This window comes from Streptomyces sp. BE20 (assembly GCF_036322525.1).
GTDB lineage: Bacteria > Actinomycetota > Actinomycetes > Streptomycetales > Streptomycetaceae > Kitasatospora.
Genome location: NZ_JAQYWW010000589.1, coordinates 1 through 12,659, shown reverse-complemented (window position 1 = coordinate 12,659; position 12,659 = coordinate 1). Strand labels below are relative to the sequence as shown.

Here is a 12,659-nt window from a genome sequence, read left to right as displayed (position 1 = left end):
GGTGGCGGGGGCACCTCCTGCGGCCTTGTGCGCGGGGCCCGGGCGGCACCGGGCCGTAGCTGCTGTACCTAGAGTAGTCGGACGCGTTCCGAGGGTTAAGAGGCCGCATTCCGGATGGCGGGATCGCGCACCCGGCCGCGTCCGGCGGGTGGGCCGGCGAGTTGGTCCGGACCACCCGGATCCGGCCGTGCCGCGGTGTTCCGACCGCGCGCCGGAGTGCCGTGCTCCGGTCCCGTGTCGATGTGCGCCCGGCCGTGCCCCCTGGCCCGACCGGCTGGTCGGCGATTCGCTGGTGGTCGTGGGTCGGCCCGCCGTCGAGGACCCGGCGGGCCGGGGGAAGCCGCCGTCTACATCCCCGCGGGCGGCGGCGAAGTCCGGGAGGGCATGCGGATGCCCTCCCGGACTGAGCGACGCCTTTCGGCCATTTCGCGATGGCCATGACAAGGCGACGTGAGGGGCGGTCCGGGCCGAGGAGGGGGAGGCCCGGGTCGCCCCACCGGAACGGGTCGCCCAGACGTTCGACCGCCGGTTCCGACTACCCGCGGTACTCACGCCCCCGAGCGCGCCGCACCCCGGATCCCGCGGAGTCGCCCAGAGTTCCCCGGGGCGCCGCGGCTGCCCGGCCCCGGTCCTTCTCCGTTCGCCGCGCTCCCGGTTTCTCCCCGCACCGGAAACGACAACTCCGGTCACCGGACGGCCGAGCGGTGGCACCATGTCTTCTGACGGCGCGCCGGCCCGCGGTGGGCGCCCGCCGCGGCGCACCACGGGATGGAGGGGGACGCCCGGCGGTGGACGCGCCGCGCGGTGCAGGTCCTCGTCCGGTGGAGGCACGATGCGGTGGCTGACGGGCTGGTGCACGGCCGCACCCCGACCGGGCGCCCCGGCGCACGAGCCCCCCGGCGCAGTGAGCCCGATCGCCGCGCGCCTCCTGTGGAGCGGCCCCGACCCGCTCTGGGCGGTCGGCGACTGGCGACCCGAGGAGATCCGCCTGGTCACCCTCCGGCCGGGAGCCCCCGCCACCGTCACCTCCGGCCACGCCGGTCCCGACCGGGTCGAGGACACCCCCGCCACCAGCCGCCTCGCCGTCCTCGGCCACTGCGGCGCCTCCGACGCCGAACTCGCCGCAGGTCTGGCCGCCGCCCGCGGCGGCGCCGTCCGCCACCTCACCGTCTGGCCCGGCAGCTACACCGCCGTCCTGCGCACCGGAGTCCGCTCCACCGTGCTGCTGACCGACCTGGCCGGCGCCCAGCCCGTCTTCCACACCCCCTGGGCCGGCGGCACCGCCTACGCCACTGCCGCCCTCCCGCTCGCCGACCTGGTGGGCGCGCCCCTCGACACCGGCCACCTGGCGGCCCGGCTCGCCTGCCCGGAGTCGCCGGAGGCGCTCGGCACCGGCACCCCGTACCTCGGCGTGCAGCGCGTCCCGCCCGGGCACGCGCTGGCCGTGCGCGGGGGGCGCCCGTACCTCACCTCGTACGACGAACCGGGTGCCGACGGTGCACGGCCGCCCGGCGAGGCGGCGGCCGTCCGCGAACTCACCCGGGCACTGCTGGAGTCGGTCCGCTCCCGGATCCGGACCAGCCCGGCCGGGACCGCGCCGCCGGCCGTCGGGTCCGGGCGTTCCCGGCTCGGCGTGGACCTCTCGTACGGGACGGCGTCCGCCACCGTCGCGCTGCTCGCCGCCGCGGTCCCGCTCGCCTCGGGCCCGGCCGCCGTCCCCCGCCGGGCCGGTCCGCAGGCCGCCGGGGCCGACCCGGTCGGCGGCGCGGTAGGGGACGCGGTGGGGGACTTCGCGGACTCCGGTGAGCGGGCGGCAGCGACAGGCAGGGCCGGCGGCCGTGCCGCGCCCGGTGCGGTAGTCGGGCTTGCCGGCCGGACCGGGGCGGTCAAGGGCTCCTGGGCCCGCCCGGCCGCACGGCCGCTGCCCGCCACCGAACAACTCGCCGCCGTCACCTTCGGCGAGACCGCCTTCGACGGGCGCGGTTCCGGCGGGGACGGTTCCGGGGAGGACGACGGCCCGGCCGCCCTGACCCTCGCCCCCGACGTCCCCCGGCTGCGCCACACCGTGCTCGCCCCCGGCCCGGCCACCCTCCCGTACGCCCACCTGCGCTCCGACCCGGCCGCGGGCCGGCTCACCGACGAGCCCGGCCCCGAACTGGTCGCCGCCGCCGGCGCCGAGGCCCGCTTCGACGTCGGCGGCACGGACCACCTCACCGGCTACGGCGCCCGGCAGGTCCTGGACGGGCACCCGGCCCGGCTGGCCGACCTGGTCCGGGCCGGCCGCTCGCGGGAGCTCCTGTCGCCGGTGGTGGCCCTGGCGGGTGCCGACCGGGCCGCCGCGGGCGTGCTCGTCGGCGCGCTGCGCACCCCGCTCGCCGTGGTCCGGGCCGCCCACCGGCTCTCCCGGATCAGGTTCGCCGACGCGCTCGACGACGTCGCGGTGAAGCTGACCCTCCGGCACGTCGCGGACGGCGGCGGCACGGCGGGTGCCCGCTCGGTCGGTGACCTCGCCTGGGTGGTGCCCGGCCCGGCGGCCCGCTGGCTCTCGGACGAGGCCCTCTCGGCCGTCGCCCTCAGGCTCCGCCTGGCGGCGCGCGAACCGGCGCCCGGGGAGCACCCGGGTGCGCACCGGGCCCGCCACGCCCTCCATCGGCACGCGCGCGGGTTCCGCACGCTCGTCCACGCCACGGAGCAACCCGGTCAACGGCTGCACGCACCCTTCCTGGACAACCAGGTGGTGCGCGCCGCCCGTCTCCTCCCCGCCGACGTCCGGCTCCAGCCCGGCGCGCGGCCCGCCCTGCTGCAGGCCGTCCTCGCCGGCGCAGGCCGCACCGACCTCCCGCCCGGCTGGGGACGGGGCCCCCGGCCCGACCGCACCACCGCCACCCGGGCGGGCCTGCGGCTCGCCGCCGACGGACTGGCCGAACTCTTCGACGCACCCCTGCTCGCCGAGGCCGGCCTGATCGACCTCCGTGCCGTCCGCGCCGACCTCGCCCGCGCCGCCGACCCGGCGACGCCCCTCGCGCCCGCCGCCCTGGCCGGCCTCGCCGACCTGGTGGCCACCGAACTCTGGCTCCGCCGCGTCCGCGCGCGCCGGCACGGCGCCTGCTGGACCGGCCTCCCCCTGCCCGAACACACCGCCCTCACGCCGCCCCGCTTCGCCTGACCCGCCGCGGTACGGCTGCCCCGCCCCGGGGCCCGGCGCGCCCGCGCAGGGGTCCGTCCGGAGCAGGACGTCGGCCGGTCCGACGTCCTGTGCGCACCGGGACGCCCGCCCGCGCCCTGCGCGAACCTGGCCTGATCCTGCCGCCCCGGTCCGCCCCGCCCCGGTCCGCCCCGCCCCGGTCCGCCCCGCCCCGGTCCGGTCCGCCCCGGTCCGGTCGTCCACGACGCGCTGCGCCCCGCTGCGCGCGCCCGCCCCGCACCCCTCCCGCCGCGAGCCGCACCGACGTCCGCCCGGCGCGGCTCGCCCACGCGGCTGGGCCGTGCGGGCGATCATGGCGGGGCGTTCCGTCCCCTTCCCCTGCGGAGGCCGTGGTGACCAGTGCCAGTCCGGACCCGTCCGTCCCCGTCGTGCTGTCGGTGCTCGGCCGTCCGCCGACGGGCCGTCCGCCGGGGGTGCTGGCGGCGTGCGACGGTTCGGACGGCTCGCTCTGGGCCCTGGACCGGGCGATGACGGAGGCCGAGGTGTTCGGCCTGCCGCTGTACGTGCTCGCGGTCGTCAACCCGGCGCCGGCCGGGTACCCCCCGGGGATGGCCGAACTCGTCCAGGAGAGCGTGGAGACCCTGGTCGAGTCGATGGCGGACGGCCTCCGCCGCTCGGTGGCCGCCGTGCAGGAGGCCCGTTCCCGCCCGTACGAGGGGGAGTTCTCGCTCCACGTGGTGCTGGGGAACGTGATCGAGGTCCTGCTGGCGGCCTCGGCCCGCCAGCACACGGTGGTCGTCGGCACCCGGGGCAACGGCGGGTTCGCCCGGCTGCTGCTGGGTTCGGTCAGCGGCGCTCTGGTCCATCACGCCGCCTGCCCGGTCCTGGTGGTTCCGGCGCCACCCGAGCACTGAGTCGCGGGCCACCTGTCGGCCTGTCGGGAATGTCCCGAGATGGTTCACCGTTCACCTATCTCGGACCGCATCCCTTCCACCCCTGGAGCCCCCGTCATGAAGGTCGAGATCTACTCCGACATCGCCTGCCCCTGGTGCTACATCGGCAAGCGCCGTTTCGAGCAGGCGCTCGATGGCTTCGCGGGCAAGGAGAACGTCGAGGTGGTCTACCGGCCGTACCAGCTGGTGCCGGACGCGCCGGCCACGGCGAGCCCGCACCGGGAGTGGCTGGCGGAGCGCTACGGCCCGCAGTCCGTCGCGATGGACGCCCGGGTGGCCGAGCTCGGCCGGGCCGAGGGCATCACCTACGACTTCGACGCCGCGCTGCACGCCAACACCTTCCTCGGCCACCGGCTGCTGCACCTCGCCGAGACCGAGTACGGCGCGGCCGTCCAGGGCCGGCTGAAGGAGGCGCTGCTGAAGGCGCACTTCACCGACGGCGTGGACGTCGGCGACCGTGCCGCACTCACCGGTGTCGCCGTCGAGGCGGGCCTGGACCGCGACCGGGTGACCGCCTATCTGGCGGGCGACGAGGGTGTCGCAGAGGTCCGCGCGCAGCTGGCCGAGGCCCGCGAGCTGGGCATCACCGCCGTGCCGACCTTCGTCTTCGAGGGCAAGTGGGCGGTCCAGGGCGGCCAGGAGGCCGAGGCCTTCCGCCAGGTGCTGGAGCAGGTGGCCTCCGAGATCGGCGAGCGCAGGCCCGCGCCGGTGCCGGTCGTCCCGGCCGGTGAGTCCTGCGCGGACGGCTCCTGCGCCGTCTGATCACCCGACACGCGGCCGGTCCGCGTCCGCCCTCCGGATCGTCCGACGACCGGATCACCGCACAGACGGATCACCGTGGGGACGGATCACCGTGGGGACGGATCGACGCCCGTCGGAGCCCGCTTCAGGAACACCTGAAGCGGGCTTCGGCCCAGTCGGCCATGTTCAGCGCCGACCAGACGCCGTTCGCCGGCGTCACCACCAGCCGGATCGACTTCTGACCGGCCAGCGGCACGTGCACCGGCACCGCCGGATCGCCGGCCCGCAGGGCGGGCGAGCTCCACAGGGTGCGGCCGTCACCGCCCTGCACCGAGAAGACCACACCGCCGATCGAGACGGTCAGGTCGTCCATCCCGGCCACCGCGTCGAACGACGTGCAGCTCCGGTTGAGGTCGATCAGCGTGGTGGCGGGGGCGTGCACAGTGATGCCGTGCGCGTGCCGGGCGCCGTCGATGCTGACGGCGTCCCGCTGCCAGAACCAGTCGCTGCCCTTCTGCCGGATGCTCGGCTGCGGCGGCGGCACCCGGTTGTTGCCGGGCTTGACCACCGGAAGGTCGTCGGCCCAGAAGTCCGTCGGCTCGGGCAGCGGCGGCAGGGTCGGCGCGCTGGGCGTCACGGTCGGTGTGGGCTGCGGGGGCCGCGTCGGCGTCGGGATCACCGGCACCTCGGGCGTGGGCACCGGCGGCACGCTCGGTGTCGGGACCACGGGGACCGGAACCGGGGGCGGCGTCGGGGTGGGGGTGGGGGTCGGCGTGGGCTTCGGTGGGGGTGTGGGGGTCGGCGAGGCCGCCGGAGTGCCGGCGGGCGCCTTCCCCGGCGGCGCCTGCGGGGGCACGGCCTTCGGCGTCGGGACGGGCGGCGGGGGCGCGGACGGGCTCGGCGCCGGTTCGACCGGCGCCGGTCGGGGGCTGCTCGGCTCCGGCTCCGGCACGGGGGCCGGCGCAGCCGGCGGTGCGGGCGCGGCGGGCGCGGCGACCGGCGGAGCGGCGACCGGGGGCTTCGGCTCGGGCGAGCCGGTGAGCGCGTAGGCGGCGACGGCGGCTGCGGCCACCGCGACGGCGGCGGCGATCCCGGCCTTGGCCGCGGTGCCCAGACCCTCGCCGACCGCGCCGGCGCCGGCCCCACCCCCGCCCGAGGCGCCTGCCCCGGCCGCTCCGCCCGCCGCTCCGGCGGTCCCGCCGGTGGCCCCGGCGGCTCCCGCCGAGGCCCCGGCCGTGGCACCGGCCGTTGCTCCCGCCGAGCCGCCCGCCGTGGCGGCCGCGGTGCCGGCGGCCGCACCGCCGACCACCGCCGCCCCGCCCACGGCGGCCGCGGCGGCACTGAACCCGCCCACACCGATCCAGACCAGCACGCCGCCGGGCAGCAGCGCCCGCAGTCCGTGGTTGATCTCGGACAGCTCCAGGCATGCGGCCGTGCACCGGTCGCACTCCTTGAGGTGTCGGCCGACCTCCGCGGAGGCCCGCTTGCGCAGCGAGCCCCGCGCGTAGGCGCCGAGCCGGTTGGCGTACGCCTCGCAGTCCCGCTCCTGGCTGCCCGAGACGTGCGCCTGGAGGAAGGCGGCGGCCAGCCGGTCGCGGGCCCGGTGGGCCTGGACGGCGGTCGCGTTGGCGGTCTTGCCGAGCATCACCGCGACGGTCTTGGGGGACTCCCGCTCGACCTCGGTGTGCCAGAGCACCACCCGGTCGTCCTCGGGAAGTTCGGCGTAGGCCTGCATCACCATGCGCTGGTCGGCCAGCGCCATCGCCCAGGCGTCGGCGCCGGGGTCGGCCAGGTCGAGGTCGACGACGGCCGCGGAGGTCTGCGCGAACACGCTGAAATCGTCGACGAGTTGCTCGCGCCGCTCGCTGCGGGTCCAGGCTGCGGCGACGTTCCGCACGGCGGTCAGCAGATAGGCGCGGACGGCGAACTCCGGCCCCTTGCCCGCTCGCAGGGCCTGAAGCGTCCGGGCGAACACCTCGCCGGCCAGGTCTTCGGCGGTGAAGCTGTCCCGGCAGCAGGTCCGGGCGTAACGGCGCACCGAGTCGACGTGCCGGCGGTAGATCTCCTCGTACGCGGTGTCGTCGCCGGCCCGGACCATGGCGGTCAACTCGGCGTCCGAAGCGGGACGTTCGCCGTCCACGGGGTCGGCGGGCGCGGGCACGGTGGGGCGCGCCGGGGTGCCGGGGCCGACGAAGGCCCCGGGGGTGACGCTGCCCAGCCCGGCCGGAGCCTGACCGGGCACGCGGCCCTGCGGGAGGGCGGCGGCGGAGGCGGAGAGCGTCTCGCGGCTGGGCATCCCGGCCTGGTCCGGCACCTGTGCGGACTGCAACGGGCCGGGCGGCGTCTGTTCCGGCTGCAGTTGCCCCGACGGTCCGGCGCCCGGGGTGGCGGGACCGGCGGCCGGGCCGTCAGGGCCCAGGTCGGGCCCGCTCGCGGCGGACCGGCCGAAGTCGAGGCCGTAGCCGTAGTCGTTCTGTTCCTCGGCGCTCACAACGGACCCCAGATTCCACGACAGCCCCCGTAGTGTGGCAGGGCGCGCGGGAGTGCGTGGGCGCACGATTCCCCGTTGCACGGCGCCGAGTGCGCGCGAACGGCGCGCATCGGGACATTGGCTCCAACCACGGGCAAAGGATGGCATAGCGCAGAGTTGGGCGGTAGCCGGACCGGCGGTGACCCACTCTTCCGTGGGGCCGTCGCGGATGTGTTCGCCCTGCTCCCGTCACCCGGGGCGACGGCGGCCGCACCCGGCGCGCGACCAGGTCCGCGCGCCGCCCGAATCTCCAACCTCCTTGCCCGGGGCGGACGGAGAGCGCCCGACCCGGGTGATGATCAGCGTGCCCGTAGACCGTCCAGCAGGATCTGCAGCAACCGGTCGGCCGGCCCTTCGCCGGGTTGACCGTCCGTCTGCCGACCACTCGGCGACTGGGTCGCCTCCCCGAGCGGGCCGACCCCGGAGACCGCCGCCGCCGACGCCGGGGCGGCACCGGACACCGGCCCCCCTGCCGGAGCCGGCAGAGCCGCCGGTCCGCTGCGCGCGGCGTGCACCGGTACCGACGCGGTCAGCACCAGCACCACGTCCGCGACGGTCACCCCGGGCCGCAGCTCGCCGGCCGCACCCGCACGCGCCACGAGCGCGGCGAGCAGCTGCAGCAGCAGCCGCGGATCGGCGTCGGCGACCAGTACGCCGGCCTCGCCCTCGACCGTCTGCGGCCCCTCGGCGTGCGTTCCGCTTCCGTACGGCCCGCCGGTGTACGTCCCGCCTCCGTACGTCCCGCCCGCGTGCGCGCCGTGCGCGCCGGGGAGCGGCTCGTACCGGGCGGAGCCGAACGCCGTGTTCAGCCCCACCACGTCGGGCGAGCGCTGCTCGGGCACCCGGCCCAGCTCCTCCGCGTACCGGAACGCCTCCGGGGGCAGCAGCCGCCCGGCCCCGGTGGACACGGCCCGGGCCAGGTACCCGGCCAGCGACTCCCACGCGCCGCCGCCGCCGTAGAGCGACTCGCGCGCCTGGGCCGTCAACCAGGCGACCTCCTCGGCGGCGATCCGCTGGACCAGCACCTCCTTGCTCGGGAAGCGCCGGTACACCGTGCCGACGCCGACCCCGGCCCGGCGCGCGACCTCCTCCATCGGCGCGCCGTATCCGAACTCGCCGAACACCTCGCGGGCCGCACGCAGCACGCTCTCCAGATTCCGCCGGGCGTCCACCCTCAGGCGTGCGCCCGGCAGCGGCCCGCCGGCCGGCACCGGTTCACCCCGGTACGGGGCCGCCGAATACACCGCCCCGGGCTGTGCAGGTGGTTCGGCGGGGCCTCGTTGCTCCGGCACCACGCCTTGGCCGGGGTGCGCCGCACCCGCTCGCCCCAACAGTCGCTCCTGCTCCATCATCCCAACTCTCCCCCGCAGGCGTCCGATCCCGGACCCTGTCGTCGCCCGCCCCTGCACCCCCCGGTGCAGCTCCGCCTGAAAGAAATGACCGATGCCCCATCGCTAGTGCCGCTGGTACCGCCCGGCCGCGGGTGCGGCCACGCGCAGACCACCCGGGCCCGTTCCGGCGGGTACCGCCGAACGTTCCGGGTACGACCGGCCCGGTGTGGCGGCGCCCGTCCGGGGCCTCGCCCGGGAACTACCCTTCCCCGGATCACGGTCCCGCAGTCGGGTTCTCCCGCCAACACTAGAACTGGCCGTAATGACCGATCCACGGTGCGTCGCCACCAGTTGACATGGCGGTGGCCGCTCCGCCACACAATCCGACCATAGTTCACGGCAGTTCGAGGCCGAAAGTGCGTCAGAAACTCGCCCAGGCAGCACATTCGTCCCCACGAGTCGTCTCAAGCCCCATCCGTCACAGCACAGGCGGTGGACAAGAGCGGCCCGGCGGTCCTTTATTGGTGGGCGTGATGGGGGCATGCCCGGTCGAAGTCGGGCTGCCGGCCCCATCGACAGGAGGTGCGCCATCAGGATCCTGATCGTCGGCGGCGGGTGCGCGGGGATGTCCACCGCCCTGCACCTCCAGCGCGGCCTGCGCGAGCGGCTCCGCCGCGGCGAGGACGAACTGACCCTGGTCGAGCCCCAGGGCTATCTCACCTACCACCCGCTGCTCGCCGAGGTCGCCGCCGGCTCGATCGACCCCCGGCACGTGGTCGTCCCGCTCCGCCGCGAGCTGCCGGACTGCCGGGTGCTCACCGCCCGGATCACCCGGATCGAGCACGCGACCCGCCGGGCCTGGGCCGATGCCGCCGCCAAGGGCGAGCCGCCCGCTCCGGTCGAGCTCGACTACGACGTCCTGGTCCTGGCCCCGGGCTCGGTCTCCCGCACCGCTGCCGTCCCCGGGCTGGCCGAACACGGCCGCGGCTTCTCCACCGTCGGCGAGGCCGTCGGCCTGCGCAACCACGTCCTGGAACAGCTCGACCTGGCCTCCACCACCCGCGACCCGGCCCTCCGCCAGGCCGCGCTCACCTTCGTCTTCGTCGGCGCCGGGTACGCGGGCGTCGGCGCGCTCGCCGAGCTGGAGGACATGGCCCGGTACGCGATCCGCGGGCACCACAACATCAGCCCCGGCGACCTCCGCTGGGTGCTGGTCGAGGCCACCGACCGGATCCTCACGGAGGAGTCGCCGGAGCTCGCCGCCCACACCCTCGCCCAGCTGCGCGAGCGCAGCGTGGACGTCCGGCTGCGCACCACCCTGGAGTCCGCGGCCGACCGGGTCATGGCGCTCTCGGACGGCAGCCGGTTCGCCGCCCGCACCCTGGTCTGGACGGCCGGCGTCCGCCCCGCCCCGCTGCTGCGCGAGACCGACCTGCCACTGGACACCACGGGCCGGGTCCGCTGCCTGCCCACCCTCCAGGTGCTCGCACCGGACGGGCGGGCGCTGCCCGGGGCGTGGGCCGCCGGGGACTGCGCCGCCGTGCCCGACCCGCACGCGGACGGCGCGCCGTGTGCTCCCAACGCCCAGCACGCCTTCGCCCAGGCCGAACTGCTGGCCGCCAACGTGCTCGCCTCACTGGACGGGGGGCCGCACGGCGCGGGCATCGTCGCGTACCGGCCGGGCGCACCCGCCTGTTCCACCTCCTTGGGCCTCGGGCGGGCCGTCGCCCACACACGGCGCGGCGGACGGCTCACCGGGCGTCGGGCCTGGTGGCTGCACCGGGCCCGGCACCTGCGACGGCTGCCGAGCGGGGACCGCCGGGTGCGGGTGCTGATGGACTGGGCGCTGGCCGGCCTCTTCTCCCGCGAGGTGGTCTCGCTCGGAAAGCCCGAGCAGCCGGAGTTCGCCGACGACCGGCCCACGTGAGGCGCCGTCCGCGACCCCCCGGGGGCCCGCGGACGCGTCACCGGGGCCCGGGAGAGCCCCGCCGTCACCGATCCGACGACCGCGCCGGGCGCGGGCGACTTCCGGAATCGGGTCTCCGCCTGACAGGATCTGCCCGACCGAGTCATTACCCGGTGTGCTGATGTGCATACAAAAAGTGATGATATGTCTGGAACCCGAGGAAGCGGCCGTCGTTTGAACCTCATGCGCTGGAGCGCCCGGCTCACCGGAGTCCCGCGGCGTGCCGCCCTGTCGGCCGGGGACGGCACCGACCAGGGCCCGCCGTCCGGCGACGGCGTCGTGGTGCCCAGCCCCCGAGACCCCACCAGCCCCACCGGCCATTCCGGGCTCCTGGACGTACTCGACCCGACCGGCGTGTTCGACCCGCACCGACCCCAGGACCTCCGCGAGGTCCTCAACCGCATCCCCGCGCCGGTCGCCGTCACCTACGGACCGCTCCACCAGCTCGGCTACGCCAACCGCGCGTACCGCGAGCTCTTCGGCGAACGGTCCACCGGCCTGCCCGCCTGCGACGCCCTGCCCGAACTCGGCACCCTCGGGGTCCTGCCCCTGATGGACCAGGTCATCCGCGGCGGCAGCCCGCGCAGCGTCAAGGCCCGCTGCATCCTCGGCCTCACCGGCAACCGCTACTACAACGTCTCCTGCGTCCCGCTCAGCCGCGACGCGGGCCACGGCGAGCCGGGCGCGGCCGACGACCGGACCGCCGGCGTCCTGATCTTCGCCGCCGAGGTCACCGACCAGGTGCTCGCCGCCGCCCGACTCCGCGAGTCCGAGCGCCGCCAGCGCGAGGCCGCCGTCACGCTCCAGCGCAGCCTCCTCCCGCAGAAGCTCGACCAGCCCGCCGACCTCCGAGTGGCCGCCACCTACCAGCCCGGCGGCGCCGAGGCCGCGGTCGGCGGCGACTGGTACGACGTCATCGCCATCGACGGCGGCCGCACCGCTCTGGTCATCGGCGACGTGATGGGCCGCGGCCTGCGCGCCGCCGCCGTCATGGGTCAGCTCCGCACGGCCGTCCGCGCCTACGCGCGCCTCGACCTCCCGCCGCACAAGGTGATGAGTCTGCTCGACGGCCTCGCGATGGAGATCGACGCCAACCAGATCGCCACCTGCACCTATGCCGTCTGGGATCCGCAGCGGCACACCCTCGGCTACGCCTCGGCCGGTCACCTCCCGATGCTCCTGCGCTGCCCCGACGGCACCGTCCTGCGGAGCGAGGAGCAGAACGGACCGCCGCTGGGCACCGGCGGCGGTGTCCACCTCTCCCACACCCTCCGCCTTCTCCCCGGCACCACCGGCGTCCTCTACACGGACGGCCTGGTCGAGCGTCGGGACGAGGACATCGACCAGGGCCTCGACCTTCTCGCCCACACCCTGGCCGGCGCGGTCGGCGCCCCGGACGTGGTCTGTGCCCGTCTGCTCCGCGCCATGGGGGTCACCTCCGACCACGACGACGACGTCGCGGTGCTCGCCTTCCAGCTGCCGACGGAGGAGGAGTCACCCGCCCGGAAGCCGGCGCTTGACTCCGTCTCCCACGAGGTCTAATGTTCTCCGAGTTGCCTGGCAGGGAGCACCGGACACGCATCTGCGCGGACGGTCCCGGGGCGGCCAATCCTCTGAAACACCACCTCTTCCTGTATTCGGGCCGAGGCGTGTCGTCCTTTTTTCGATACGTTCCGGCCAGGGTCCAATTGGCGTGCTCACTTTCGGGGATTGCGGTCGGATTCGCTTTTCGGAGCGGGGTTCGGCTACAGTTCGGAACGTCGGACGGGGCGTCAAGCCGCAGAAGACACCAGCGAGTTGGACGAGCGAAGCGCCGGAAGCGGAGCGGAAAGCGTCTGGTAGGCTGGAAGCGCGAAAGCGAGTCAGGTGAGTGAAGCTCCGGAAAACGGAGCGGAAAACGTCTGGTAAGCTGGAAACACGAAAGAACGAAGCGCCCGGAGGGCCGGTGTGAAAGCCGCCTGAAGGAAGTGTCCGTTCCTTGAGAACTCAACAG

The 12,659-nt window shown here is 75.9% G+C and carries 6 protein-coding genes and 1 pseudogene; 5 read left to right on the top strand and 2 right to left on the bottom strand.

What is annotated here, in order from left to right; genetic code table 11:
* Window positions 1-832: 832 nt before the first annotated feature.
* The 3 genes from PUR61_RS11565 (at window position 833) to PUR61_RS11555 (ending at window position 4,860) form a co-directional block, all read left to right on the top strand.
* On the top strand, window positions 833-3,166 hold the full coding sequence (locus tag PUR61_RS11565; protein WP_329878514.1) for an asparagine synthase-related protein: 2,334 nt from the start codon (window positions 833-835) through the stop codon (window positions 3,164-3,166).
* A 371-nt stretch (window positions 3,167-3,537) separates the two neighbouring features.
* A complete protein-coding gene (locus tag PUR61_RS11560; protein WP_329878512.1) occupies window positions 3,538-4,059 on the top strand; it encodes a universal stress protein in 522 nt (173 codons plus the stop codon).
* Between the two features lie 96 nt (window positions 4,060-4,155).
* The gene (locus PUR61_RS11555; protein WP_329878510.1) at window positions 4,156-4,860 is read left to right on the top strand and encodes a DsbA family oxidoreductase; all 705 of its coding nucleotides are present in this window, start codon (window positions 4,156-4,158) and stop codon (window positions 4,858-4,860) included.
* Between the two features lie 124 nt (window positions 4,861-4,984).
* Here the strand turns inward: PUR61_RS11555 and PUR61_RS11550 are convergent, their stop codons facing one another.
* On the bottom strand, window positions 4,985-7,330 hold the full coding sequence (locus tag PUR61_RS11550) for a sigma-70 family RNA polymerase sigma factor (protein WP_329878508.1): 2,346 nt from the start codon (window positions 7,328-7,330) through the stop codon (window positions 4,985-4,987).
* A 338-nt stretch (window positions 7,331-7,668) separates the two neighbouring features.
* The gene (locus tag PUR61_RS11545) at window positions 7,669-8,514 is read right to left on the bottom strand and encodes a TetR/AcrR family transcriptional regulator (RefSeq protein ID WP_329878506.1); all 846 of its coding nucleotides are present in this window, start codon (window positions 8,512-8,514) and stop codon (window positions 7,669-7,671) included.
* Between the two features lie 811 nt (window positions 8,515-9,325).
* Between PUR61_RS11545 and PUR61_RS11540 the strand changes: the two genes are divergently transcribed.
* A complete protein-coding gene (locus PUR61_RS11540; protein WP_329878504.1) occupies window positions 9,326-10,627 on the top strand; it encodes an NAD(P)/FAD-dependent oxidoreductase in 1,302 nt (433 codons plus the stop codon).
* 213 nt (window positions 10,628-10,840) lie between these two features.
* Window positions 10,841-12,157: pseudogene (locus PUR61_RS11535) on the top strand (PP2C family protein-serine/threonine phosphatase); the annotation flags it as partial.
* Window positions 12,158-12,659: the final 502 nt, after the last annotated feature.